Here is a 26,968-nt window from a genome sequence, read left to right on the forward strand (position 1 = left end):
GGAATGTCCGGTTACTTTAGAGTCGAACGATGGCGGCCACAAGCCCGGCTTTCCCTTGTCCGGTCAGGCCGGCTGCGCGTGCGCGGCGTCGAGCGCGCGCTGCACGCCCGCATCGGCCAGCACGTCGTCGAGCGTCTTGCGCACGCGTTCGAACAGCAGGTCGAACTCGCCCGCGGTGAAGCTCAGCGCCGGCGCGAAGCCGAGCACGCCGTCGCCGAACGCGCGGAACACCACGCCGTTCGCGTACGCGGCGGCCGCGATCTTGTCGGGCACGTTCAGCGCCGGGTCGAAGCGCGTCTTGTGCGCCTTGTCGGCCACCAGTTCGAGCGCGCCGAGCAGGCCGACCGAACGTGCGTCGCCGACGAGCGGATGCGCGCGCAGCGCGTCGAGCCCCGCGGCGAAGCGCGGCGCCAGCGCCTGGCCGTTCGCGAGCAGCCCGCCTTCGTGATAGAGCTTCAGCACCTCGAGGCCGATCGCCGCGCTCACCGGGTGCGCGGAATACGTATGGCCGTGGCCGACCACCGGCGCATCGGCGCGGTCGCCCGCGATCCCCTCGTAGATTTCGTCGGACATCAGCACCGCGCCCATCGGCGCATAGCCGGCGGTCAGGCCCTTCGCGACCGTCATCAGGTCCGGATCGACCTGCTCGGCCTCGCAGGCGAACAGCGGGCCGGTGCGGCCGAAGCCGGTGATCACCTCGTCGGCGACGAACAGGATGCCGAGACGCCGGCACGCGTTGCGCATCGCCTTCAGCCAGCCGGCCGGCGGCACGATCACGCCGCCGGAACCCTGCACCGGCTCGCAGAAGAACGCGGCGACGTTGTCCGCGCCGAGTTCGGCGACCTTCGCTTCGAGCGCGGCGACCGACGCGGCGATCAGCGCCTGCGGATCGTCGCCGAGCGGATGGCGGTACGGGTAGGGCGACGGAATATGGTGCTGGTCCGCGCGCGGCAGGTCGAAATGACGGTGGAACGCGGGCAGTGCGGTGAGGCCGGCGCCGACCGACGACGAACCGTGATAGCCGCGTTCCAGCGCGATCATCTGCTTCTTCGACGGGCGGCCGGTCGCGTTGAAATAATGCGTGATGAAACGGATCGCGGAATCGACCGCGTCCGAACCGCCGAGCGTGAAGTACACGCGGTTCAGCGACGGCGGCGCGAGCGCGGCGAGCCGTTCGGCGAGTTCGATCGCCGGCTGCGAGCCGAAGTGGAAATAACCGGTCGCGTAGGGCAGCTTCGCCATCTGGTCGGCGGCGGCCTTCACGATGCTGTCGCGGCCGTAACCGACGTTCACGCACCACAGGCCCGAGAACGCGTCGAGCAGCGTGTGGCCCGCGGCGTCGCGCAGGAACACGCCGTCCGCGGATTCCAGCACGGTGACGCCGCGCGCCTCGTGCGCACGGTAGTTGACGACGGGGTGGATCAGATGTTGACGATCGGCTTCGATCAGCGCGGCTTGGTTCATGGGAAGGCGGGACTCTCGTCAGGTGTCAGCGGTGAGTTCATGCTAACGGGCGAGAATTCCGCATGCGTCTTCAATTTGCGGCCTGAAACGTATGCGCGCGGCGTTTGTGCGGGGCGCTTCGGCATTTTCTGCTGCGCGCCCGGCGGGCCGGGCGCGCAGCAGGTCAGTAGCCGCGCGTACGATCGACGACGCCGATCATCGGCTGCCCCGCGCGATGGCGCGCGAGGTTCGCGAGCACCGCGTCGACCGCGGTGTCGGGCCGCGTCGCGCTGGCGATGTGCGGCGTGATGCGAATGCGCGGATGCGTCCAGAACGGATGGCCGGCCGGCAGCGGTTCGGGGTCCGTCACGTCGAGGATCGCGCTGTCGACGCGGCCGCTCGCGAGCGCCGCGAGCAGCGCGGCTTCATCGAGTTGCGGGCCGCGCCCGACCTGCACGAGCGACGCGCCGGCCGGTAGCGCGTCGAACACGCGTGCGCCGAGCAGCCCGCGCGTGCTGTCGGTGAGCGGCAGCAGGCAGATCAGGATGTCGGTGCGGGCGAGGAACGCGTCGAGCGCCGCATCGCCCGCGTAGCAGTCGATGCCGTCGAGCGTGCGCGGCGTGCGGCTCCAGCCGGCGCACGGGAAACCGAAGCGCCGCAGCGTGTCGAGCACGGCCTGGCCGAGCGTGCCGAGCCCGAGCACGCCGACGCGCCGCGACGCGGCCGCGCGTACGGGATGCTCGCGCCACACCTGGTCGCGCTGCTGCGTCGCATAGTCGAACAGGTCGCGATGGATCGTCAGCACGGCCTGCGTCACGTATTCGACCATCCCTTCGACGATGCCCGGCTCGATCATCCGCACGACGGGGATGTGCGAAGGCACGCGCGACAGGTCGAACTGGTCGATGCCGGCGCCGACCGAGAACACGACTTCGAGATTCGGCAGCAGCCCGACCGGATCGTCCGGCGGCTGCCAGGCGGCGAGATAGCGGACGGCCGCGGCGTCGCCGAGGTCCGGCCAGATCCGGAACGGCAGGTCGGGCGCCTGTTGCGCGAAGCGTGCCGCCCACTGCGCGCCGCGCACCGGGTCGGCCTTGTACAGGAAGCTCATCGTCGGTGTCCTTCAGCCGAGTGCCTGGCTCACGATCGCGAACGCACGCAGCGCCGGGTCGCGCGCCGGCGTCGTGCCGCGCGCCATCGCGACGACGGTATCGACGCGCGGCAGCCCGAGCCCTTCCAGCCAGTCGGACAGCCCGCTGTCGCTGGGCAAGTCGAGCCGCACGAACATCCCCTCGTTCAACGCGAGCCAGTGGCTGATCAGCGCCTGCGCGCGCAGCGCATCCGGCGCGATCACCGGGCCGATCACGTGGCCCGGGCCGAAACGGCGGAACAGCGCGAAGCCGAGCAACTCGCCGTCGCGATCGAGCGCGATGCCGTTCGCGACGTCGAGCAGCGCATCGGTCACCGCGCCGCGTTCGTAGCCGGCCGCACGCGACGCGAGCGCGGCGAGGCGCGGCCCGTCGTTGGTGCCGAGCGGGCGCAGGCGCTCGCCGGGCGGCAGCGAGATCAGCGGCGGCCGGAACGCCGCGCCCTGATGCTGGTCGATCGTATCGATCGGCTCGAAGCCGAACGCGGCGTACAGCGGCTCGCGCCCCGGCATCGCATGCAGAAAGACGGTTCGTGTGCCGAAGCCGTCGAGCGCGCGGGCCAGGAGCTCGCGCTCGATGCCGCCGCCCGCCCGCTCGGGCGACACGATCACCATGCCGAGCGCCGCGTGCGATTCGCCGAGGCGCCAGCCGAGTGCGGTCCCCACGACGCCGGTCTCGTCTTCGGCCACGATGCCGCTGCCGAGCTGGAACGCGAAGCGCCAGTCGTCGAGCCGGTGCGGCCACTTGACCGCCTCCGACAGCCGATGGGCGGCGGGCAGGTCGGTTTCGGCGAACGGGCGATAGGTGAGCGTGCGGGAAGAATTGAGGTCGGACACGCCGGACTCCGGATGGGTAGAAATGACCTATCGACTCTGCCAGCGACCCACGGGCGCGGATAGGACGATTCGCCTGTTTTCCGGCGGTGACGGACGCGCCCGCGAGATCGACGCAAACCCGTTCGATCGATGCGGACGAACGCGCTGATCGTGCCGGCGCGGCCGGTCAATCCCACCACTCCTGCTGTGGGAACGCCGCTACGATAAATGCACGGCCGCGCTGCCGCCTGCCCGGAGGGCCGCGCCGGCAGGCGAGCCCGCTGCGGCAGCACGCCGCCCACCGGCCGGCCGCGCCGCGCCCGATCGCGCCGCAGATCGTGCTGCATGTGCCGGGCAACACGCGGCGATTCTGCGTTTTGAGCGACGCCGAACGATGCGCGAACGACTTTTTGCCCTGATTCAATTTCGTTAAACCCAGCCCACCCCCGGCCCTGCCGGGGCTTCACACCGACAGGACGTCACCATGATCCAGTTTGAACCGAAGTACATCACCTTCGACTGCTACGGCACGCTGACCCATTTCCGGATGGCCGAGACGGCGCGCGAAATCTATGCGGACCGGCTGTCGCCGGCCGCGATGGAGGCCTTCGTGCGCGCGTTCGCCGCCTATCGGCTCGACGAGGTGCTCGGTGCGTGGAAGCCGTACCGCGACGTCGTCGTCAACTCGGTCCGCCGCACCTGCGCGCGGCTCGGCGTGAAGTTCGACGAAGCCGAGGCCGAGCTTTTCTATCATGCGGTGCCGACGTGGGGCCCGCACCCGGACGTGCCGGCCGGGCTGTCGCGGCTGGCGTCGAAGTACAAGCTGGTGATCCTGTCGAATGCGATGGACGAGCAGATCATGAGCAACGTCGACAAGCTCGGCGCGCCGTTCCACGCGGTGTTCACCGCGCAGCAGGCGCAATCGTACAAGCCGCGGATGCAGGGCTTCGAATACATGTTCGACAAGCTCGGCTGCAAGCCGGAGGACGTGCTGCACGTGTCGTCGAGCCTGCGCTACGACCTGATGACGGCCGAGGATCTCGGGATCAAGCACAAGGCGTTCGTGAACCGCGGCCACGAGCCGGGCACGCCGTTCTACAACTATTACGAAGTGTCGGACATCGGCCAGCTCGCGACGCAGCTCGGGCTGTAAGCCGGCTGCGCCGGCAGATCCATCGAACGCGCGACGGGACGCAGCCGTGATGCCGGCGCGTCCCGTCACGCGTTCGATCAGCGTACGAAACGAGGGTAATTACCGATATCGAGTCGTTCAAGGCGGGGCCGCCCGGGCCGATATATGTACCGAACGGTTAATATTTCGAGGCCCCCGCATGAAGTTGTCCACCAAACTGCTGATGCTCGTCGCCGCGGCGCTGCTCGGCGTCGTCCTGCTCGCCGCGTTGTCGCTGCACACGCTGCGCGACGCGCTGATCGACAGCCGCCGCGAAGAGATCGTCATTCTGCTGACCAAGGCCGAGCATCTGGTCGATTCGTATCGCGCGCTGCAGACGAGCGGCACGCTCACGCAGGAGCAGGCGCAGCAGCAGGCCAAGGCCGCGCTGGCGGCGCTCAACGCGAATTCGAAGAGCTACTTCTGGGTCACGACGTCCGACGGCGTCAACCTCGTGCACCCGAACGCGAAGTTCATCGGCACGCGCGCGAAAGGCAACCGCACGACCAGCGGCATGACCGACAGCGAGGCGTACCGCGCGGGGATGGCGCAGGCGCATTTCGCGCTCGTCGACGTGCTGATCAAGCGCAGCCCCGACGCGGACCTGGAGCCGAAGCTGCAGGGCGTGGTCGCGATTCCGGACTGGAACTGGTGGATCGGCACCGGATTTTTCTACGACGACATCAACGCGGCGTTTGCCCGACTCGCGATGGTGCTCGGCGCCGTCGCGCTCGTCATCGCCGCGGCGCTCGCGGCCATCGCATGGGGCGTGCTGCGCAGCGTCAGGCGCACGCTCGGCGGCGAGCCCGCGCATGCGACGCAGATCGCCGCCCGCATCGCCGCCGGCGAACTGGACGTGCAGTTCGATACGGCGCACGCCGCGCCCGGCAGCCTGCTCGTCGCGCTGGGCGACATGAAGGCGCGGCTGACCGACACCATCGCCGAGATCCAGACCACGACCCACTCGATCGCCACCGGCACCGGCGAGATCGCGCAAGGCAACCTGGATCTGTCGCAGCGCACCGAGCAGCAGGCCGCGTCGTTGCAGGAAACGGCGGCGAGCATGGAGCAGATCACGTCCACGGTCAAACAGAACGCCGACAACGCACGTCAGGCGAATGCGCTCGTGGCCCAGGCGAAGGATGCGACCGAACTCGGCGGCGCCGCTGTGCAGGCCGTCGTCGAAACGATGCGGCAGATTTCGGATGGATCGGTGCGGATCGCGGACATTACCGTCGTCATCGAAAGCATCGCATTCCAGACCAACATTCTCGCGCTCAACGCCGCGGTGGAAGCCGCGCGGGCCGGCGAGGAGGGGCGCGGGTTCGCCGTCGTCGCGTCGGAAGTGCGTTCGCTCGCGCACGCAACGCAGCGCCGCGGCCGCGAAGGACATCAAGGGATTGATCGACGCGTCGGTCGAGCGGGCCGGCAGCGGCAGCCGGCTCGTCGAGACGGCCGGCGAGCGGATGACGGAGATCGTCCGGTCGATCGACCGGGTGGCCGACATCATGGGCGAGATTTCGGCGGCATCGGCCGAGCAAAGCACCGGCATCGAACAGATCGGGCTGGCGGTCGCGCAAATGGACGAAGTCACCCAGCAGAACGCCGCGCTCGTCGAGCAGGCGGCGCGCCTGCGGGCCGCCGTATCGGTATTCCGGCTCGCTGCGTGACGGCTTCGCGCCGTCCGTTCGCGGCCGGCGCATCCTCTGCTTCTCGGGCGCCGCGCTGGCGGCCGCCCGGCGTGCGCGTCGACATGCCGGTGACGCACGCGTCGCCTGACGGCTGCACGGTCCCGGTTTCCCGGTAGTCCCGTGATCTTCCCGTCTTCCCGCCAAGCCGCTCCGATCGAGCGGTATTCCTCTGAACTTTCCTGTGCGACGTCCCGTCGCGATCCCCACCGTCGACGCCCGTGCATGCGGCGATCTGCCGCAATGCGCCGCTCATTTCGGCCGTCGTCGGCATGCGCACACGCATTCGACACAAACGTGTGGTTTGCGTGAGCCAAACGCGCGCCGGATGCCGAACGGGCAATTTTGTCGGCGCAATCTGCGGCGGCTGCGGCCTTACGATTTCCTGCATCGACACGGATTCGGCAACCACCGCGACACGCCACCGGGCCAACGGCGACACGTGCGCGCACGCAGCAATTCATGCTGCGCGGGCGGCCTAAAACGGTCGATTCGTATCGTGCGGGGCGCCCGAATCGCGACAAACCGCATTTTGGCGATGCTTAAATGAATTGCATGTGTACGACGTCGCGCCCGCCACCAGCAAGCGGGCGCGGCGCGATTGAACAACCACGCTGGACCCTTGGACCCACTTCCCACAGTCAGGAGCAGTTCGGATGAGCGACGATATCGACAACGGCGGCAAGGGCGGCTTCACGCGCCGCGACATGATGAAGGTCATGGCGGCGGGCGGCATGATGGCCGCCGGCGCCGGCGGACTGCTGATGACCCCCGATTCGGCATTCGCCGCGCCCGCGCCGAAGCGCGGCGGCAAGATCCGGGTTGCGAACGAAGCCGGCTCGACGGCCGATACGCTCGACCCGGCCAAGGGCTCGACGGGCGCGGACTACACGCGCTTCTTCATGTTCTACAGCGGTCTCACGCAGCTCGATGCGAGCCTGACGCCGCAGATGAACCTCGCCGAGTCGCTGCAGACGACCGACGCGAAGACCTGGATCATCAAGCTGCGCAAGGGCGTCACGTTCCACGACGGCAAGCCCGTCGGCCCGGCCGACGTGGTGTTTTCGCTGATGCGCCACAAGAACCCGGCCACCGCGTCGAAGGTCAAGACGCTTGCCGAACAGTTCTCGGATGCGAAGGCGACCGGCCCCGACGAAGTCACGCTGACGCTCGCGAGCGCGAACGCCGATCTGCCGGTGATCCTCGCGACGCCGCAGCTCGTGATCGTCAAGGACGGCACGACCGACTTCTCGACCGGCGTCGGCTGCGGCCCGTACAAGCTGAAGTCGTTCAAGCCGGGCGTGTCGACCATCGGCGTGCGCAACGACAGCTACTTCAAGCCGGGCAAGCCGTATCTCGACGAGATCGAGCTGATCGGCATCAGCGACAGCGCCGCGCGCCTGAACGCGCTGCTGTCGGGCGACGTGCACCTGATCAACGCGATCGATCCGCGCTCGACGCAGCGGGTCTCGTCGACGCCGGGATACGCACTGAAGGAAACCAAGTCCGGCCTCTATACCGACCTGATCATGCGCAGCGACAACCCGATCGTCGCGAACCCCGATTTCGTCGAAGGGATGAAGTACCTGTTCGATCGCGAGCAGCTTCGCACGGCGGTGTTCCGCGGCTATTCGGTGATCGGCAACGACCAGCCGATTCCGCCGGGGCATCGCTACTTCAACGCGTCGCTGCCGCAGCGCGCGCACGATCCGGACAAGGCGAAATTCCTGCTCCAGAAGGCGGGGGCGCTCGGCGCCGCGCTGCCGCCGATCTATGCGACGTCCGACGCGAACGGCTCGATCGAAATGGCCGTGCTGCTGCAGCAGGCCGGCCAGAAGATCGGGCTGAACCTGCAGGTCAACCGCGCGTCGCCCGACGGTTACTGGTCGAACCACTGGATGAAGCACCCGCTCACGTTCGGCAACATCAACCCGCGTTCGAGCGCCGACGTGCTGTTCACGCAGTTCTTCAAGTCGGATGCGCCGTGGAACGAGTCGGGCTGGAAGAACGCGAAGTTCGACCAGTTGCTGCTCGCCGCGCGTTCGGAAACCGACGACGCGAAGCGCAAGCAGATGTACGGCGACATGCAGGTGATCGTGTCGCAGCAGGGGCGGGTCGGCATTCCGGCGTTCATCAGCTTCCTCGACGGCTACGACAAGCGGCTCGCGGGCCTCGGCTCGATCCCCACCGGGCCGATGATGGGCTTCACGTTCGCCGAGAACGTGTGGTGGAACGCATGATGTTGTGGCTGGCCGCCGTCGCGCGGCCGGTGCGGGCGACCGCGCCGGCCACGCGGGGGCTTTTCGGGAGTGTCGCTCCATGAACCGAGTTCTCATCGGGCTGATCGGCCGGCGCATCGCGGTCACCGCGCTGACGCTGCTGATCGTGTCCGCGATCATCTTCACGATCACGAACCTGCTGCCGGGCGACGCCGCGCAGGCCGCGCTCGGCCAGTCGGCGACGCCGGAGACGGTCGCCGCGCTGCGCCAGCAGTTCGGTCTCGACATGCCGGCGCACGTGCGTTACCTGCACTGGCTCGGCGGGCTGCTGCACGGCGATTTCGGCCGGTCGTTTTCCGGCGACATGCCGGTGTCGGAACTGATCGGCGGGCGCCTGCCGAAGTCGCTCGCGCTGGCGGCGATCACGACCGCGGTGTCGGTGCCGATCGCATTGCTGCTCGGGATCCTCGCGGCGGTCAAGCGCGAGTCGGCGATCGACCGCGTGATCAGCCTCGGCACGCTGTCGCTCGTCGCGACGCCGGAATTCCTGATCGCGACGGTCGCCGTGCTCGTGTTCGCGGTGAAGCTGCACTGGCTGTCCGCACTGTCGTACAGCGGCCCGATCGAAAGCCTGCACGATTTCCTGCGTGCATATGCGATGCCGGTGCTGACGCTGTGCGCGGTCGTGATCGCGCAGATGGCGCGCATGACGCGCGCTGCGGTGATCGAGCAACTGAGCGCGTCGTACGTCGAGATGGCCACGTTGAAGGGCGCGAGCCCGGCGCGCGTCGTGCTGCGCCATGCGCTGCCGAACGCGATCGGCCCGATCGCCAATGCGATCGCGCTGAGCCTGTCGTATCTGCTCGGCGGCGTGATCGTCGTCGAGACGATCTTCAACTATCCGGGCCTCGCGAGCCTGATGGTCGACGCCGTCAGCAATCGCGATTTCCCGTTGGTCCAGGCGTGCACGCTGATCTTCTGCGTCGCGTACCTGACGCTCGTGCTGTTCGCCGACCTGTGCTCGATCGTGTCGAACCCGCGACTGCGCACCTGAGTGTTTCGTCTTTCTTCCGAGATGCCGCCCATGCAACCGATCGAACCCGTACAACGCAGCAGCGCGCTGCCGCCCTCCGGCGACCCGCCCCTCGGGCGGGGCAGCATGCCGCCTGCCGCGCCTGCTCCCGAACAGCCGCGCAAGCGCCGCGCCACGCGCCTCGCGTTGACGACCGGCGGCCGCGTCGGCCTGTCGATGGCCGGCCTGATGCTGTTCGTTGCGGTGTTCGCGCCGCTGATCGCGCCGCATGACGTCGGCGCGATCGTCACGCCCGACGTGTTCGCGTCGTTCAGCGCGAAGCTGCCGTTCGGCTCCGACTTCCTCGGCCGCGACATGCTGAGCCGGATCCTGTACGGCACGCGGCTGACCGTGCTGCTCGCGCTGGCCGCGGTGCTGCTCGCCGCGGTGACCGGCACGACGCTCGGGCTGCTCGCGACCGTGTCGGGCCGCGCGGTCGACGAGACGATGAGCCGGCTGCTCGACGCGCTCACGTCGATTCCGTCGAAGATGTTCGCGCTGATGTTCGTCGCCGCATTCGGCTCGTCGCTGCCGCTGCTGGTGCTCACCGCCGCGGTCAGCTACATGCCGGGCTCGTACCGGATCGCGCGTGCGCTGGCGGTCAACATCAGCACGCTCGAATTCGTGCAGGTGGCGAAGGCGCGCGGCGAAAGCGCGCTGTACATCGCGTGCGTCGAGATGCTGCCGAACATGATCCACCCGATGCTGGCGGACACCGGGCTGCGCTTCACGTTCGTCGTGCTGCTGCTGAGCGGCCTGAGCTTTCTCGGGCTCGGCGTGCAGCCGCCGTACGCGGACCTCGGCTCGCTCGTGCGCGAGAACATCGCGAGCCTCGGCGACGGCTCGGCCGTCGCGATCATGCCCGCGGTCGCGATCGCGATCCTGACGGTGGGCGTCAACCTGTTGATCGACGGTCTGCCGCATCGCGGCCGCCGCAAGGGCGCGGCCGGCGCCGCCGGAGGACACTGATGCGACACGAATCGAATCCGCTCGTCGAGGTGCGCGGACTGCGCGTGGTCGGCGGCCGGCCGGGCGGCGACGAAACGACGATCGTCCACGGCGTCGACTTCGACATCGGGCGCGGCGAGGTGCTTGCGCTGATCGGCGAATCGGGCTCCGGCAAGACGACGATCGCGCTGTCGCTGATGGGCCATGCGCGCGCCGGATGCCGGATCGCCGGCGGCTCGGTGAAGCTCGACGGCACCGACGTGTGCACGCTTTCCGGACCGGCGCTGACCGCGCTGCGCGGCCGCAAGGTCGCGTATATCGCCCAGAGCGCGGCCGCCGCGTTCAACCCGTCGCGCACGATTCTCGACCAGGTGATCGAGAGCGCGCTGATCCACAAGACGATGACGAAGCGCGACGCGCAGGCGAAGGCGATCGAGCTGTTTCGCGCGCTCGCGCTGCCCGAGCCGGAGACGATCGGCAAACGCTATCCGCACCAGGTATCGGGCGGCCAGTTGCAGCGGCTGATGGCCGCGATGGCGCTGATCACCGATCCGGAGCTGGTGATCCTCGACGAGCCGACCACCGCGCTCGACGTGACCACGCAGATCGACGTGCTGCAGGCGTTCAAGAACGTGATCAAGCGCTGCGGGATGAGCGCGGTGTACGTGTCGCACGACCTGGCCGTGGTCGCGCAGATGGCCGACCGGATCGTCGTGCTGAGCGACGGCGTGATCCGCGAGGCGGGCGATACCGAACAGATCCTGCATGCGCCGACGCACCCGTACACGCAGAGCCTGATCGCCGCGGTCACGCCGAACGATGCGGAGCGCGACGCGCAGGCGCAAGCACAGGAGCCGGCCGCGCCCACACCGCTGCTCGACGTGCGCGGCGCGATCGCGGGCTACGGCGGCCGCGCCGCGAACGGCTGGCCCGCGAAGGTGATCCTGCATGAAGTCGACCTGCGCATCGGGCGCGGGCAGACGGTCGGCGTGATCGGCGAATCGGGCTCTGGCAAGACGACGCTCGCGAAGGTGATCGCGGGCCTCGTGCCGGCGACCGGTGGCGAGATCCTGCTCGACGGCGTGCCGCTCGCACGCGATATCGTCAAGCGCACCAAGGAGCAGCATCGCCGCGTGCAGATCGTGTTCCAGAACGCCGATACCGCGCTCAACCCCGTGCATACCGTCGAGCGCACGCTCGCACGACCGCTCGCGTTCTACCACGGGATCAAGGGTGCGCGTGCCCGCCAGCGCGTCGCGGAGCTGCTCGAGCTCGTGCGGCTGCCGCCGGCGGTGGCGTCGCGGCGGACCGGCGAGCTGTCGGGCGGGCAGAAGCAGCGCGTGAACCTCGCGCGCGCGCTCGCGGCCGAGCCCGACCTGATCCTGTGCGACGAGGTCACGTCGGCGCTCGACACCGTCGTCGGCGCCGCGATCATCGAGCTGCTGCGCGACCTGCAGGCAAAGCTCGGCGTGTCGTACGTGTTCATCACGCACGACATCGCGAAGGTGCGCGCGATCAGCGACGACATCGTCGTGCTGTATGCGGGCCGCCGCGTGGAGACGGGCAGCCGCGACGCGCTGTGCGCGCCGCCTTATCACCCGTATTCGCATCTGCTCGTGTCGTCCGCGCCGGAGTTGCGCGCGGGCTGGCTCGACGATGCGGCCGAGCGTTGCCACCGGCCGCTGGTGCCGATCGGCGCGCGCGAGAACGAGGACGAGCTGTGTCCGTTCCTGTCGCGCTGCGCGATGCGCGTGGACGGCGTGTGCAACCGGACGGCCCCGTCGCTGCGCACGCTCGGCAACGGCGCGCAGGTGCTGTGCCATCGCAGCGAGGAGGATCTCGCGCGCTTCCAGGCAGAGCCGATTCCCGCCGGTGTCGCGCCGCTGCAGCTGTAGTGCGTGGCGCGCGAACCGTTCATCGCGCGGGGCGGTGAACGGGCCGCCGCATAGTCTGCCGCGGCGGTCGCGCAAAACGGCAATTTGCACGCGTGTCGCGCGCGAATACGCGGCAACTGCGGTTTTTGACGGTGATTAAATGATTCTCATTGAACGGTCGCCGATCGTCGTTGCGGAAATGCTCGAGAAGGATCCGATGAAACTGGAATCGTACTGGCTGGATACCCGCCCCGCGTTTCGCGCCGGAAGCGTTGGCCCCGTCGAAGGGCGGGCCGACGTCGTCGTGATCGGCGGCGGGTTCACCGGTTTGTCGGCGGCGCTCGCGCTCGCGCAGCGCGGCGTTTCGGTGGTCGTGCTCGAAGCCGCGCAGGTCGCGGGCGAAGCGTCTGGCCGCAACGGCGGCCAGTGCAATACGGGCGTCGCGCAGGACTACGCGTCGCTGGCCGCCCGCATCGGCGCCGCGCAGGCGAAGCAGTTTTATCTCGCATACGAAAGCGCGGTGAAGAGCGTCGAGACGATCGTGACCGAACAGGCGATCGATTGCGATTTCCGGCGCGCCGGCAAGCTGAAGCTCGCCGCGAAGCCACAGCATTTCGCGGGGCTCGAAAAGACCTTCAACGCATTGCGGCGCGACGTCGATCCGGATATCGAACTGATCGAACCGTCGCGGATCCGCGACGAAATCGCATCCGACGGTTTCTACGGCGGGCTCCTGCAGCGCAACGGCGCACAGATGCACATGGGCAAGTTCGGCGTCGGCCTCGCGCAAGCGGCCGTGCGGGCCGGCGCACGCGTGGTCGAGCACGCGGCCGTCACGCAGATCGACCGGCTCGACGGCGAGCGCCACCGGATCACCAGCACCCGCGGCACGATCGTTGCCGACCGCGTTCTGGTCGCCACCGGCGCATCGCAGCACGGGCCGTTCGCGTGGTTCCGGCGACGCATCGCGCCGGTCGGCAGCTTCATCGTCGTGACCGAGCCGCTGCCGGATGCGCAGCTGAACCGGCTGTTTCCGCATCGCCGCGCCTACGTGACGTCGCGCCAGATCGGCAACTACTTCCGCGTGACGCCCGACAACCGGCTGCTGTTCGGCGGCCGCGCGCGTTTCGCGATGTCGAGCCCGCGCTCCGACGCGAAGAGCGGCGACGTCCTGCGCGCCGGCATGGCCGGCTACTTCCCGGAACTGGCCGGCGTGCGGCTCGACTACTGCTGGGGCGGGCTGGTGGACATCACCGCCGACCGGCTGCCGCGCGCGGGCCAGCACGACGGGCTCTATTACTCGATGGGCTACAGCGGCCACGGCGTGCAGATGTCGGTGCACATGGGCCGCGTGATGGCCGACGTGCTGTATGGCGCGGCCGCGTCGAACCCGTGGCGCGAGCTCGACTGGCCGGCGATACCCGGCCATTTCGGGCACGCGTGGTTTTTGCCGCTCGTCGGCGCGTATTACCGGATGCAGGATTTCCTGCATTGAAGCGCGCGCCGGGAGAATTCGACATGACAGTGCAATTCGTTGGCTCGCCGCGTGTCGCGCGGCCCGTGTCGCCGGCGATCGGCGACGTGCTGCGCACGATCGACGCGTCGTTCGCGCAGCCGCTGAACCTCGACACGCTCGCGGCGGTGGCCGGGTTGAGCGTGTCGCGCTTCACCGCGCGCTTTCGCAGCGAAACCGGGCTGTCGCCGCACCGGTATCTGTGTCTCGTGCGGATACGGCGGGCGCAGGACCTGTTGCGCGCCGGTCTCGCGCCGTCGGTCGTCGCGACCGACGTCGGCTTCTTCGATCAGAGCCATCTGTGCCGGCATTTCCGGCGCGTGCTCGGGATCACGCCGCGCGATTACATGGTCGCCCGTACGGGCGGCGCACCGGTGCGAGCGCCATCGACGCGCATGCGCGCCGAACGCCGCGATGCATCGTGTCACGCGGCGTAAGCACACGTATGGACGACATGCCCCGCTGAGGATTTTCCGGCAGGCGAGCCGGCGAACGACGATTTCCGATATCGCGTGACCGCTTTCGAACGAATCCGTCACGCACTGCACAGGAGCAGAAATGACCGCAGTTTTCGTGTTGCACCGGGCCGACGGCGCACCGTCTTCCACCGCATTCAGCAAGCAGGCGCTCGGCGCGAGCGATCCGTTCGCGTCGCATCGCGAGATCGCGTGGGAAGGCCCCGACGCGATGGCCGCGGGGCGCATCGGCTTCGTGGGCGAACTGGATGTGCCGAGCTTTCCGCACATCGAAACCCTCGTCGTCGTCCAGGGCGAGTTGACGCTCGAAGCGCCCGGGGCCGCACCGCTGGTGGTCGGCCCTGGGCAAGGCGCCGTGATCGGCTGCGGCACCGCGCTGCGTATCGCCGCGGCATCGCCGGTACTGCTGATGTTCTGCGCGGCAACGTGCGAGACACCGACGAAACGCGGCATCTTCGCGCTGCACGCCGACGCGAACTTCAAACCGTCCGCCACGCTGCCGGCCGAGGTGCTGCTCGGCCCCGCGCCGCAATGCCGCAGCGACAACGTGTTCACCGACGACGGCGCCGGGTACTGCGCGGGCACGTGGGATTCGACGCCGTATCACCGGATCGTCCGGCCGCATCGCGCGAACGAGTTCATGTTCCTGCTGGACGGCGGCGTCCGGTTCGCGGCGCCCGACGGCAGCGTGCAGTCGCTGGGCACCGGCGACGCGCTGTTCGTGCCGCGCGGCGCGTCGATCGGGTGGGAAAGCAGCGAACGCGTCGCGAAGTTCTACGTGATGCAGAACGTCAAACCCTCCACCGAACGAGACTGAGCATGTCCCCTCCGCTGCGCCATATCGAAACCTTGTCCACGCCGCCGGCCGCGGCCGACGTCGTCGTGATCGGCGGCGGCATCATCGGCGTCTTCACCGCCTACTATCTGGCCCGCCGCGGCATATCGGTCGCGCTCGTCGAGAAAGGGCGCATCGGCGCCGAACAGTCGAGCCGCAACTGGGGCTGGTGCCGCCAGCAGAACCGCGATGCGCGCGAGTTGCCGATGGCGAGCAAGAGCATCGATCTGTGGGAACGATTCGCCGCCGAATCCGGAGAAGACACCGGCTTTCATCGCTGCGGGCTGCTGTATCTCAGCAACGACGAGGCCGAGCTGTCCCGCTGGGCCAGCTGGGGCGAATTCGCGAAGACCGCCGGTGTGACCACATACATGCTCGACAGCAAGCAGGCCGCCGAGCGCGGACGGGCGACCGGGCAGCAGTGGAAGGGCGGCGTGTTCTCGCCGACCGACGGCACGGCCGATCCGGGCAAGGCCGCGCCGGCCGTGGCCGCCGCGCTGATCAAGCTGGGCGGCAGTGTTCACCAGCACTGCGCGGCGCGCGGCATCGAGCTCGAAGGCGGCCGTGTCGCGGGCGTCGTCACCGAGGCGGGCGTCATCAAGACGCGAACGGCCGTGATGGCCGGCGGCGCATGGGCGTCGTCGTTCTGCCGCCAGCTCGGCATTCGCTTTCCGCAAGCGTCGATCCGTCAGTCGATCCTGAGCGTGTCGCCCGTCGACACGCCGTTGCCGGATGCGATGTACACGTCCGGCGTGTCCATCACGCGCCGCAGCGACGGACGCTACGCATTGGCGATCAGCGGCCGCGCGCGCGTGGACCTGACGCCGCAGTTCCTGCGCTTCGCGCCGCAATTCGTGCCGATGTTCGCGAAACGCTGGCGCAATCTGCTGCCGGGCGGCCTCGAAGGCGTGCGTGGCGGCCATGAAACGTTGAAGCGCTGGCGCCTCGACGCGCCGACGCCGATGGAAGCCGTACGCATTCTCGATCCGAAGCCCGACATGCCGACGATCACCGAAACGTACCGACGCGCGTCCGAACTGCTGCCCGAACTGCGCGAAGCGAAGATCACGCACGCGTGGGCCGGGTTCGTCGACAGCACGCCGGACGGCGTGCCGGGCATCGGCGAAGTGCCGGGCGTGCCGGGGCTCATCCTCGCGGCGGGGTTTTCGGGTCACGGCTTCGGGATCGGCCCGGGCGCCGGGCACCTGATCGCCGATCTCGCATCCGGTGCGCAACCTTTCGTGGACCCGGCGCCGTACCGGCCCGGACGGTTCAGCGAGTCCGCGTGGGGCAAGGTCGCCGATTTTTGATGCAACGCCGTTACATGGATGAGCGGTCGCCTGAGTACGACGCGCATCGAGCCGGACCGCCCGCGAGCGGCCGGATCGGTGCGGCGAACGTTCGCCGGTCCGTCAGTGCGATGCGACAGCTTGGGAGTGCGTGATGCGTTTCAGTTCGTACTGGCTCGATACGTCGGAGCCATTCGTGAGCCACTCGCCGGAATTGCCCGACGGCAGCTGCGACGTGCTGGTGGTAGGCGGTGGGATCACCGGTTCGGCCGCCGCGCTGGCGCTGGCCAAGAAGGGCGCGCGCGTGATCGTCTGCGAGGCGGGCACCGTCGGCCAGGCGGCGTCGGGCCGCAACGGCGGCATGTGCAACAACGGCTTCGCGCAGGATTACGCGTCGCTGTCGCAACGTCTCGGTACGGAACTGGCGAACCGGCTCTATCTGGCGTTCGACGCGGGCGTCGACACGGTCGAGCGGCTCGTGAAAGAAGAGTCGATCGATTGCCATTTCGCCCGCACCGGCAAGCTGAAGCTCGCGGCGAAGCCCGAGCACTACGACAAGCTCGCGCGCAGCCAGGCATTGCTCGCGGCGAGCGTGGACCCCGACACGCGCCTGGTGACGAAGGCCGAGCTGCGCGACGAGATCGGCTCGGATCGTTATCACGGCGGGCTGCTGTTCGGCAAGAGCGCGGGGATGCATGTCGGCCGTTACGTACGCGGCCTGGCGCGCGCTGCGCAGGCGCGCGGCGCGCACATCGTCGAGCAGGCGCCGGTGCTGGAATTGAAGCGGGACACGCGCGGCACCTATGCGGCGCGCACCCCGCTCGGCGAAATCCGTGCGCGCCAGGTGCTGCTCGCGAGCGGCATTTCGCACGTCGGGCCGTTCGGCTGGATTCGCCGCAGGGTCGTGCCCGTGGGCGCCTTCATCATCGTCACCGAGCCGTTGCCGCGCGAGCTGCTCGATCGCCTGCTGCCGACACGCCGGATGGCCACCGACACGAAGAACTTCGTCAACTTCTTCCGGACGACGCCCGACGGCCGTCTGCTGTTCGGCGGCCGCGCGCGGTTCGCGACGTCGAATCCGCGTTCGGACGAAAAGAGTGGCGCGATCCTGCGGCGTCAACTGGCCGCCGTGTTTCCCGGGCTGGCCAGCGTACGCATCGACTACTGCTGGGGCGGGATGGTCGACATGACGGCCAACCGGCTGCCGCGCGCGGGCGAGCGAGACGGCGTTTACTACTCGATGGGCTATAGCGGCCACGGCACGCACATGGCCACGCTGATGGGCACGTTGATGGCCGAGATCATGGACGGACGCGCCGACCTCAACCCGTGGAAAGGGTTCGACTGGCCCGCGATTCCGGGTCACTTCGGCAAACCGTGGTTCCTGCCGTTCGTCGGCGCCTGGTATCGACTCAAGGACTCTTTTCAATGAATTCCCCTGTTGTTCACCTGATGCAAGCCGGCCGGCTCGAGCGTTTCTTCATCGACGGCGACTGGGTGTTGCCCGACGGCAGCGACCGGTTCGCAGTCGTCAGTCCGTCCACCGAGGACACGCTGGGCGAGATCCCGCTCGGCAGTGCGCGCGACGCCGACCGCGCGGTGCAGGCCGCGCGCCGCGCGTTCGAACGCTGGTCCGCGACGTCGCCGCAGGAACGCGCGGCGCTGCTCGACCGCGTGCATGCGCTGATGCTGGAGCGCGCCGAACTGTTCGCCGCCGCGCTCGCGATGGAAATGGGCGCACCGATCGGCTATGCGCGTGCCGCGCACGTGCCGCTCGCGGCCGAACATATCCGCGTCGCACGCGACAACCTCGCGCGCTACCCGTTCATCGAGCGGCGCGGAACGACCGCGGTCGCGCGCGAGCCGATCGGCGTGTGTGCGCTGATCACGCCGTGGAACTGGCCGATCTACCAGATCACCGCGAAGGTCGGGCCGGCGCTCGCGGCCGGCTGCACAGTGGTGCTGAAGCCGAGCGAGCTGTCGCCGCTCAGCGCGCTGCTGTTCGCGGAAGTGCTCGTCGACGCGGGCGTGCCCGCCGGCGTCTTCAACCTCGTGAGCGGCAGCGGCGAAACGGTGGGCGCGGCGCTTTCGTCGCACCCGGAGGTCGACATGGTGTCGATCACCGGCTCGACGCGCGCCGGCGTGCTCGTCGCGCAGGCGGCCGCGCCGACCGTCAAGCGCGTCGCGCAGGAACTGGGCGGCAAGTCGCCGAACATCGTGTTGCCGGACGCGGACCTGTCGCGTGCGGTCCCGCCCGGCGTGGCCGCCGCGTTCCGCAACATGGGGCAGTCGTGCAGCGCGCCGACCCGCATGATCGTGCCGCGCGCCGTGCTCGGCGAGGTCGAGGCACTGGCCGTCGCGGCGATGCAAACGCTCGTCGTCGGCGATCCGTTCGACGAGGCCACGACGCACGGGCCGCTGGCCAATCGCGCACAGTTCGGGCGGGTTGCGCAGATGATCGACGTGGGCATCGACGAACGCGCGAAGCTGATCGCCGGCGGCCCCGGCCGGCCCGCGGGTCTCGAGCGCGGCTTTTATGCGCGGCCGACGATTTTCTCCGAGGTGCGCACCGACATGGCGATCGCGCAGCAGGAGATCTTCGGCCCGGTGCTCGCGATCCTGCCTTACGACACCGTCGACGAAGCGATCGCGATCGCGAACGATACGGTCTACGGGCTCGGCGCGCACGTGCAGGGCACCGACAAGGACCGCGTACGCGCGGTGGCCGCCCGCATCCGCGCGGGGCAGGTGCATCTGAACTACCCGGCATGGGACCCTCAGGCGCCGTTCGGCGGGTACAAGCAGTCGGGCAACGGCCGCGAGTACGGGATCGAAGGGATGGAGGAGTACATGGAGATCAAGTCGATCGTCGGCTTTTACGACTGACGCAGTCGCTGCGCGCGATTCGCGCCGGCAGTACAGTTCGAAGCCCGCTACATTCCGAAGGTGCCGAAATTGGACAACCCCGTGATTCCCGACACATCGCTGCAAACGCATCACGCGCACTGGGCGAAGCTGCGCCGCGATCTGCATGCGCATCCCGAATTGCGATTCGAAGAACACCGGACGGCGGACGTCGTCGCCCGCGAGCTCGAGGCGCTCGGCTATGCGGTGTCGCGCGGGCTCGGCGGCACGGGCGTCGTCGCGAGCCTGCCCGGCGCGGATCCGCGCCGCGGCATCGTGCTGCGCGCCGATCTGGACGCGTTGCCGATCCACGAAGCCAACGACTTCGCGCACGCGTCGTGCACGCACGGGATCATGCATGCGTGCGGCCATGACGGCCATACCGTGATGTTGCTCGGCGCCGCACGCGTGCTGAAGGAACTGCCGCAGTTGCCGGGCACCGTCCATTTCGTGTTTCAGCCGGGCGAAGAGGGCGGCGCGGGCGCGCGCAAGATGATCGACGACGGGCTGTTCGAGCAATACCCGACGGAAGCGGTATTCGGCATGCACAACTGGCCCGGTCTGCCGGCCGGGCATTTCGGGTTGCGCACCGGCCCGATCATGGCCGCGGGCTCGCGCTTCAGGATCACGGTGACGGGCAAGGGCGCGCACGCGGCGCAGCCGCATCTGGGCATCGATCCGGTGCCGCTCGCGTGCTCGATGGTGCTGCAGTGCCAAACCATCGCAGCGCGGCACAAGGACCCTGTCGACCCGGCGGTCATTTCCGTCTGCATGTTCCATGCGGGCACGACGGACAACGTGATTCCGGACACCGCCGAGCTGCGCGGCACGATCCGCACGCTGTCGTCGGCGTTGCAGCAGAAGCTGCAGCGCGACGTGCGGCTCGCGTGCGAAGGGCTCGCGGCGGCCTATGGCGCGCAGGTCGACGTGGAGTTTTTTCAGTACTACCCGGCGACGGTCAACACGCCGGCCGAGACGGCGCTGTGCGAAGCGGTGATTCGCGATACGTTCGGCGAGGCGCGCGTCGAGCGCGACGTGCCGCCGAACATGACGTCCGAGGACTTCGGCTTCATGCTGGAGGAACGGCCGGGTGCGTACGTGCTGATCGGCAATGCGAAGGACGGCGCGGCCTCACCGGCGCTGCATCACCCGAAATACGACTTCAACGACGACATCATTCCGGCCGGCGTCCGGTACTGGGTCGCGTTGGCGCAGCATTACTTCGCGCGATCGCGATGATGCGCGAAGCCGGCATTGAAGTCGGGCCGTGGCGCACGACGACACTTTTGTAACGATTGCTTGATGAAACAGGAAAACGAGATGAACGATTCCGACACGATGCCGGCGCTTCGCTACCGGCGCTTCACCGCCGCGGACGTCCCCGCGGCCCACGCGCTCTCGGTGGCGCTTCGCTGGCCGTTCAGGGCGGAAGACTGGCAGTTTTCCGCCGACACGTCGACCGCATTCGCGGCCGAGGAAAACGGCGTGGTGATCGGCACGGCGATGTGCTGGAAGTACGGTGCGGATCGCGCCGCGATCGGGCATGTGATCGTGTCCGACGCGCATCAGGGGCGAGGCATCGGCCGCAAGCTGATGGAGATCCTCATCGACGAACTTGGGCCGCGCATCACGTTTCTGCATGCGACGCCGGCCGGCCGGCCGCTGTACGAGAAGCTGGGTTTCAACGTGTGCGGATCGTTGAGCCAGTATCAGGGGAACGTGGTGCAGCCGGCCGACGTGGTCCTGCCCGAAGGCGTGCGGCTGCGGGCAGGATCGCCGGCCGACTGGCCGCGCCTCGTCGAGCTGGACGCACGCGCGTCCGGCCTCCAGCGCGATGCGCTGATGGCCGCGCTGTTCCAGCGCGGTGAAAGCGTCGTGCTCGAACGCGATGGCGAGGTGGTCGCGTTTTCGGTGCTGCGGCGCTTCGGTCGCGGCGACGTGATCGGTCCGGTGGCGGCGCCGCGCGCGAGCGACGATGCGTATGCGAAGGCGCTCGTCAGCCATTGGCTGACGCAACGGGAAGGCGAATTCGTCCGCATCGATGTGCCGGACGGGACCGGCTTGCCGGACTGGCTGGCCGAACAGGGTTTGGCGCGGGTCGATACGTGTTCGAAGATGGTGCGCAACGCGCCGGCGTCGGCGCACGAAGGGCCGGCCGACCCCGTCTGCGGACAGTACGCACTCGTCAGTCAGGCGATGCTGTAGTCCTCGGCCGCACGCGCGGGCTTGCCTCGCGCTGCGGTGACGTCAGTGCGTCCGGCCCAGTTGCTCGTCGATCGCGCGGGTCAACGGCGACTGCACGTCTCCGGTGTGCCGCGTCGGCACGGGCTCGATCAGCACGATCCAGCATTCATCGTCGGCGACCGGGTTGTGCCGCGTGCCGCGCGGCACGACGTGCATCCAGTAGACGGGTGTAAGCGCTCGGCATCGCCCGGGACGCCGCTCAACGCGCCAGCGCGGCCACGAAGTCGCGATACGTCCGCAGCGGGCGGCCGAGGATCGCGGTCAGCCGCTCGACGTCGCCGGCCTCCGGCACCATCCCGTCGCTGACGTAGCGCTCGGCCATCAGCCGCATTTCGTACGCCATCCATTTCGGCATGAACGTCGCCAGATTGTCTTCGAACGGCGTGGGATCGTCGCCGCCATACGCAACGGGGCGGCCAAGCGTGTCCGACCAGATCGACGCCAGTTGCGTGCCGGTCAGCGTGTCGGGCCCGACCAGGTTGATGGTGTCGACCGGCAGCTTGCCCGGCGCATCGTTGCGGCGGATCAACTCGATCGCCGCGACTTCCGCGATGTCGCGCACGTCGACCATCGCGACGCCCTTGCCGCCGATCGGCATCGGGTACACGCCGTGCCCGACGATCACGTCCTTCACCATCGATTCGTTGTCCATGAAATACGCGGGCCGCAGGATCGTCGCGCCGAAGCCCATCTGCTCGATCATCCGCTCGGCGCCGAATTTCACCGCGAAGTGCGGCACGTTGACGAAGCGGTCGGCGTGCAGGACCGACAGATAGACGACGCGCTCGATGCCCGCTTCGCGGGCCAGGTTCAGCGCGATCAGCGCCTGCGTGAATTCGTCGCCCGCCACGCCGTTGAGCAGGAACAGCGTGCGCACGCCGGAGAAGGCCGCCCGCAGCGCGTCGACGTCGAGCATGTCGCCCTGCGCGACGGTCACCGCCGCCGGAAAATCGGCCTTGGCCGGATCGCGCACCAGCACGCGTACGTCGGCGCCGCGATCGACGAGTTGACGGACGACCTGGCGGCCCACACGGCCGGTGGCGCCGGTAACGAGAATGGTCATGATGTTCACTCCTGAGATAACGATGGGATTGACTGCCCACGTAAGTTATGTGATCCACCTATGATCCGGAAGATGTGATAAATAGACATATCGTCTCACTGGTGGAACACATGGACCTGCTCGCTCTCGCCGATTTCAATCTCGTCGCCCGCCATGGCAGCTTCGGGGAGGCTGCGCGGGTCGCGGATCGCCCGAAGGCGACGCTGTCGCGCCGCGTCGCGGAACTGGAGAACAGCCTGTCGCTGCGTCTGTTCGAGCGCGGCTCGCGCGGCGTGAAGCTCACGCAGGAAGGGCGCGCGCTCTACGAGCGGACGGGCGCGCTGCTCGCGGAGCTGGCCGACAGCGCATCGGCGATCGCAGCGGGGAGCGAGCGGCCGCGCGGCCGGCTGCGCATCAGCGCGCCGATGCTGTTTTCCCAGTTCGCGATGGGCAAGCTGGTGGCGACGTTCGCGCTGAGATACCCGGACGTCCGGCTGGAGGTGACGACCGAAGACCGGCCCGTCGACATGATCGAGGAAGGGTACGACCTCGTGATCCGCGTGAACCCGGACCCCGACGAGAGCCTGATCGGGCGCGTGTTCCTGCGCGACCGGCTGGTCGTCGTCGCGCGGCCCGAACTGCCGCGGCCGGGCGGCGACGCGCCCGCACCGGCCGTGGTGCGCGGCGCGAACGACACGCGCACTGCCTGGGAGGTCGCCGGGCCGGCCGGGACGGCGCGCATCCCGATCGACCCCGTGGCACGGCTGTCGTCGCTGAGCATGGTGCGCGATACGGTCCGCCTCGGCCTGGGCGCCGCGTGCCTGCCGGCGTCACTGGTGAGCCGCGACCTGGCCGCCGGCACGCTCGTCAGTTGGGGCGACGTGCCGGGTTCCGATATCGCGCTGTGGGCGCTGTATCCGTCCAGGCGATTATTGAGCACGCGCGTGTCCGCGTTTCTCGATCACCTGAAGGACGCGTTTCCGTCAGGTGAGCCGGAAGAACTGGCCGCGTATATCGAACCCGGACAGTGAAACGGCCATGATTGCGGCAGCGCACGCGCGTTGTCGCGACGTCCTGAGCGGAATGCCGTCGCGATCGGCAGCGCATGTGCCGCCGTCCGTCCCGATCCGAACCGCCGCGTTCACGCCGGCTCGGGCTGCGCGCAACACACGCGGTTCCGGCCTTCGCGCTTCGCGCGGTAGAGCGCCATGTCCGCCTGGTGCGACAGCGCGTGCATGGAAGCGTGCCGCGCGCGCCGGCCGGTCGCACAGCCGATGCTGACGGTGAAAGGCGGAACGGTTTCCGCAAACCCGTCGAGCCGGTTGCGTTCCACCTCGCGGCGAATCGCTTCGGCGACCCGCGCGGCGCCGCTTTCATCCGTATCGGGCAACACCGCGACGAATTCCTCGCCGCCGTAGCGCGCGGCGAGGTCACCGCGCCGCCGCGTATGCGCGCGGATGCATTCGGCGAGAAAGCGCAGCGCGGTGTCGCCCTGCGCATGCCCGTGCCGGTCGTTGTACTGCTTGAAGTGATCGGCGTCGATGAACAGCACCGACAGGGTGCCGCCGCTGCCGCGCTGCAGCCGCTCCCATTCGTCGGCCAGCGCGGTATCGAGCGCGCGACGATTGCGCAATCCGGTCAACGGATCGGTACGCGTGAGATCGGTCAGCAGCGTCTGCTTGCGGAAATTGTCGCGCAACGCGAAGGCCAGCAGCCAGACCACCGCACCGAACAATGCGCAGATCACGGATGCCGACACGCCGACCGTCCACGACAGGCGCCGGATGCCGGCCAGCACGTCGTGTTCGGCCGGCGCGACGACCGCGATCAACGGGGTGCCCGGTATCCGCTGGTAGGTATACAACCGCACGATGCCGTCGATGCTCGAACGCGCGGGATAGAAGCCGGATTCGCTGTTTACCATCCGCTTGAAGGAGGTCGAGCGACGCAGGAGGTTCATCTGGCCTTCGTTCAACGACGGGTTTCTCGCGAGGATCGTGCCGTCCGCGCGCACGATCGCGCTGACCCCGTTCGGCCCGACATCGAGGCGGGACAGCAACTGCTCGAAGTAGGCGAGATCGACGGCGACGACCGCGATCCCGTCGAACGCATGATCCGGCCGCTCGATGCGTCGCGACAGCGCGATGGATTCCTTGCCGCCGCGCGAGCGTGCGCGATAGGGCTGGGAGACGTAGAGCCCGACGTTGTCCGCATCGCGATGGACCTTGAAGTAGTCGCGATCGGCGAAGTCCCACCGGTGGGTCGTGCTGCAGCATCCGTCGATCAGCCGGCCGCGACTGTCGGTCACGCCCATGCCGGTCACGTATAGCGCGGCGGTGCGCTCGAACAGCAGGTCGTGCCGCAACCCGGCGTCCATGCGCTGCACGGCCGGCTTGCCGAGGTCGGCCGCCAGCGCGATCAGCGCGTTGTTCGACGTTTCGACCGTCCTCGCGATCTGGCTCGCGAGCACGGCCGCGACGTTGCGCGACGTCTCGTGCGCATGCTCGACGACTTCGCTGCGCGCGACCCACAGCGTCACCGCGCTGATCGCGAGCGCCGCAAGCGACATCAGCGTGCCCAACGCGCCGACGACGAACGGGTGGCGTCCGGCCCAGTCGGCGATTTTCTCGATCGAAGTGAATGCGGGCATGCTCGCGCTCGTGTTGAGATGCCGGCTGCACTTGCGCCGGCGCGGGTCCAATTCCCGTTAACGGCACGGTTAACAAAAAATCGAGGCCGGCATGGCTGCCCGTCGACGACCACGGCCCGACGCGACGACGCAAACGTGTGCGGCCACGCGGCCATGCGGCGAGACGGCCCGGGCGCGGCCCCGGACCCGTGCAAATCACGTCGATTGATAACCACACTGCATCAATCCTTCCAAAAATCGCACTTATCGTTTGATCGATACCGCGCCAACATGCCGGAAAACGACAATCGACCAGCCCCTCCCGCGTATTCCAGGATTTTCAGGAGACACCCAGATGCACCCCTCGTCCAGCCTTCCGGCCGAACGCTCGAAGGCCGCCGCGATCTTTCGCGTCACGGCCGGCAACTTTCTCGAGCAGTTCGACTTCTTCCTGTTCGGCTTCTACGCCACGCAGATCGCCAACGTCTTCTTCCCCGCGCAAAGCGAGTTCGCATCGTTGATGATGACCTTCGCCGTGTTCGGCGCCGGCTTCCTGATGCGCCCGCTGGGCGCGATCGTGCTGGGCGCGTACATCGACGAGGTCGGCCGCCGCAAGGGGCTGATCGTCACGCTGTCGATCATGGCGAGCGGCACCATCCTGATCGCGTTCGTGCCGGGCTACGCGACGATCGGGCTGCTCGCGCCCGTGCTCGTGCTGATCGGCCGGCTGCTGCAGGGCTTTTCCGCGGGCGCGGAACTGGGCGGCGTGTCGGTCTATCTGGCCGAGCTCGCGACGCCGGGCCGCAAGGGCTTCTTCACGAGCTGGCAATCGGCCAGCCAGCAGGTAGCGATCGTCATCGCGGCGGGCCTCGGCTTCGCGCTCAATCAGTGGCTGAGCGCATCGCAGATCGGCGCCTGGGGATGGCGCGTGCCGTTCTTCGTCGGCTGCATGATCGTGCCGTTCATCTTCATGCTGCGCCGCAACCTGGAGGAAACCCAGGAGTTCAAGGCCCGCAAGCATCGTCCGGGCATGAAGGAAGTGTTCGGTACGCTGGTCCAGAACTGGGGCGTCGTGATCGCCGGCATGATGCTGGTCGCGATGACCACCACGAGCTTCTATCTGATCACCGTCTACGCGCCGACCTTCGGCAAGACCGTGCTGCATCTGAGCACCGCCGACAGCCTGCTCGTGACGCTGTGCGTCGGCGTGTCGAACTTCGTGTGGCTGCCGATCGGCGGGGCGCTGTCCGACCGGATCGGCCGCCGGCCGCTGCTGGTCGGCATGACGATGCTCACCGTCGTGACCGCGTATCCGGCGCTGTCGTTCCTCGCTCACGCGCCGTCGTTCGTCAACATGCTGCTCGTGCTGCTCTGGCTGTCGTTCATGTACGGGATCTACAACGGCGCGATGATCGTCGCGCTCACCGAAGTGATGCCGGTGCAGGTGCGCGTCGCGGGCTTCTCGCTCGCGTACAGCCTCGCGACGGCCGTGTTCGGCGGCTTCACGCCGGCCATCTCGACCGCGCTCATTCACGCGACGGGCGACAAGGCCGCACCGGGCTACTGGATGAGCTTCGCCGCCGTGTGCGCGCTGCTCGCGACGTTCGCGCTGTATCGTCACCGCACGGCGACGTTGACGCCCGCGCATTGATGTCCGG

General features: G+C 68.5%; 20 protein-coding genes and 2 pseudogenes. 16 read left to right on the top strand and 6 right to left on the bottom strand.

From position 1 onward, the window contains the following. Window positions 1–63: 63 nt before the first annotated feature. The 3 genes from GJG85_RS32810 to GJG85_RS32820 form a co-directional block, all read right to left on the bottom strand. Window positions 64–1,464, bottom strand: a complete 1,401-nt coding sequence (locus tag GJG85_RS32810) for an aspartate aminotransferase family protein (protein ID WP_089490413.1) — start codon at window positions 1,462–1,464, stop codon at window positions 64–66. A gap of 163 nt (window positions 1,465–1,627) precedes the next feature. After that, window positions 1,628–2,554, bottom strand: a complete 927-nt coding sequence (locus GJG85_RS32815) for a glyoxylate/hydroxypyruvate reductase A (protein WP_050016859.1) — start codon at window positions 2,552–2,554, stop codon at window positions 1,628–1,630. A 12-nt stretch (window positions 2,555–2,566) separates the two neighbouring features. Beyond that, window positions 2,567–3,427, bottom strand: a complete 861-nt coding sequence (locus GJG85_RS32820; RefSeq protein WP_050016861.1) for a GNAT family N-acetyltransferase — start codon at window positions 3,425–3,427, stop codon at window positions 2,567–2,569. Window positions 3,428–3,890: 463 nt separating this feature from the next. On the opposite strand from GJG85_RS32820, the gene GJG85_RS32825 reads away from it, so the two are divergent. The 14 genes and pseudogenes from GJG85_RS32825 to GJG85_RS32890 all read left to right on the top strand — a co-directional run bounded on the left by GJG85_RS32825 (window position 3,891) and on the right by GJG85_RS32890 (window position 21,600). Then, entirely contained in the window at window positions 3,891–4,559 is a 669-nt protein-coding gene (locus GJG85_RS32825; protein WP_050016866.1) for a haloacid dehalogenase type II, read from the top strand. 178 nt (window positions 4,560–4,737) lie between these two features. Next, window positions 4,738–6,247, top strand: a pseudogene (locus GJG85_RS32830) (methyl-accepting chemotaxis protein). Window positions 6,248–6,921: 674 nt separating this feature from the next. Further along, the gene (locus tag GJG85_RS32835) at window positions 6,922–8,505 is read left to right on the top strand and encodes an ABC transporter substrate-binding protein (protein ID WP_050016869.1); all 1,584 of its coding nucleotides are present in this window, start codon (window positions 6,922–6,924) and stop codon (window positions 8,503–8,505) included. Window positions 8,506–8,584: 79 nt separating this feature from the next. Then, the gene (locus tag GJG85_RS32840; RefSeq protein WP_176015956.1) at window positions 8,585–9,538 is read left to right on the top strand and encodes an ABC transporter permease; all 954 of its coding nucleotides are present in this window, start codon (window positions 8,585–8,587) and stop codon (window positions 9,536–9,538) included. Window positions 9,539–9,568: 30 nt separating this feature from the next. Next, the gene (locus GJG85_RS32845; RefSeq protein ID WP_050016872.1) at window positions 9,569–10,525 is read left to right on the top strand and encodes an ABC transporter permease; all 957 of its coding nucleotides are present in this window, start codon (window positions 9,569–9,571) and stop codon (window positions 10,523–10,525) included. Continuing rightward, window positions 10,525–12,399, top strand: coding sequence for an ABC transporter ATP-binding protein (locus GJG85_RS32850; RefSeq protein ID WP_050016874.1), 1,875 nt, complete (start codon window positions 10,525–10,527; stop codon window positions 12,397–12,399). Before GJG85_RS32845 ends, GJG85_RS32850 begins: the two co-directional genes overlap by 1 nt. A gap of 139 nt (window positions 12,400–12,538) precedes the next feature. Further along, on the top strand, window positions 12,539–13,873 hold the full coding sequence (locus GJG85_RS32855; RefSeq protein WP_080334362.1) for an FAD-binding oxidoreductase: 1,335 nt from the start codon (window positions 12,539–12,541) through the stop codon (window positions 13,871–13,873). A 23-nt stretch (window positions 13,874–13,896) separates the two neighbouring features. After that, a complete protein-coding gene (locus tag GJG85_RS32860; RefSeq protein ID WP_050016963.1) occupies window positions 13,897–14,328 on the top strand; it encodes an AraC family transcriptional regulator in 432 nt (143 codons plus the stop codon). A 121-nt stretch (window positions 14,329–14,449) separates the two neighbouring features. Further along, the gene (locus tag GJG85_RS32865; RefSeq protein WP_089490408.1) at window positions 14,450–15,184 is read left to right on the top strand and encodes a cupin domain-containing protein; all 735 of its coding nucleotides are present in this window, start codon (window positions 14,450–14,452) and stop codon (window positions 15,182–15,184) included. 2 nt (window positions 15,185–15,186) lie between these two features. Continuing rightward, the gene (locus GJG85_RS32870; RefSeq protein WP_050016878.1) at window positions 15,187–16,512 is read left to right on the top strand and encodes an FAD-binding oxidoreductase; all 1,326 of its coding nucleotides are present in this window, start codon (window positions 15,187–15,189) and stop codon (window positions 16,510–16,512) included. A gap of 133 nt (window positions 16,513–16,645) precedes the next feature. Then, complete coding sequence (locus GJG85_RS32875; protein ID WP_124630184.1) at window positions 16,646–17,923, top strand: FAD-binding oxidoreductase; 1,278 nt, start codon at window positions 16,646–16,648, stop codon at window positions 17,921–17,923. Beyond that, window positions 17,920–19,377: an aldehyde dehydrogenase family protein gene (locus GJG85_RS32880; protein WP_089490407.1), complete on the top strand. Its 1,458-nt coding sequence runs from the start codon at window positions 17,920–17,922 to the stop codon at window positions 19,375–19,377. The genes GJG85_RS32875 and GJG85_RS32880 overlap by 4 nt, the downstream gene beginning before the upstream one ends. A gap of 69 nt (window positions 19,378–19,446) precedes the next feature. Further along, window positions 19,447–20,634, top strand: a complete 1,188-nt coding sequence (locus GJG85_RS32885) for a M20 aminoacylase family protein (protein ID WP_050016884.1) — start codon at window positions 19,447–19,449, stop codon at window positions 20,632–20,634. 81 nt (window positions 20,635–20,715) lie between these two features. Continuing rightward, window positions 20,716–21,600, top strand: a complete 885-nt coding sequence (locus tag GJG85_RS32890) for a GNAT family N-acetyltransferase (RefSeq protein ID WP_235356281.1) — start codon at window positions 20,716–20,718, stop codon at window positions 21,598–21,600. 42 nt (window positions 21,601–21,642) lie between these two features. Here GJG85_RS32890 and GJG85_RS32895 read toward each other — a convergent pair. Then, window positions 21,643–21,795, bottom strand: a pseudogene (locus GJG85_RS32895) (cupin domain-containing protein); the annotation flags it as partial. A 43-nt stretch (window positions 21,796–21,838) separates the two neighbouring features. Next, entirely contained in the window at window positions 21,839–22,702 is an 864-nt protein-coding gene (locus tag GJG85_RS32900; RefSeq protein ID WP_176015959.1) for an NmrA/HSCARG family protein, read from the bottom strand. A 110-nt stretch (window positions 22,703–22,812) separates the two neighbouring features. Between GJG85_RS32900 and GJG85_RS32905 the strand changes: the two genes are divergently transcribed. Continuing rightward, a complete protein-coding gene (locus GJG85_RS32905; RefSeq protein WP_050016890.1) occupies window positions 22,813–23,712 on the top strand; it encodes a LysR family transcriptional regulator in 900 nt (299 codons plus the stop codon). A 110-nt stretch (window positions 23,713–23,822) separates the two neighbouring features. Here the strand turns inward: GJG85_RS32905 and GJG85_RS32910 are convergent, their stop codons facing one another. Next, entirely contained in the window at window positions 23,823–25,331 is a 1,509-nt protein-coding gene (locus GJG85_RS32910; protein ID WP_050016892.1) for a GGDEF domain-containing protein, read from the bottom strand. A gap of 334 nt (window positions 25,332–25,665) precedes the next feature. Here GJG85_RS32910 and GJG85_RS32915 point away from each other — a divergent pair, with 334 nt between their 5' ends. Further along, window positions 25,666–26,961 carry an MFS transporter gene (locus tag GJG85_RS32915; RefSeq protein WP_089490404.1) on the top strand — a complete coding sequence of 432 codons (1,296 nt, stop codon included), beginning with the start codon at window positions 25,666–25,668 and terminating at the stop codon, window positions 26,959–26,961. Window positions 26,962–26,968: the final 7 nt, after the last annotated feature.

The sequence above is a fragment of the Burkholderia sp. MS389 genome, assembly GCF_016899425.1.
GTDB lineage: Bacteria > Pseudomonadota > Gammaproteobacteria > Burkholderiales > Burkholderiaceae > Burkholderia > Burkholderia sola.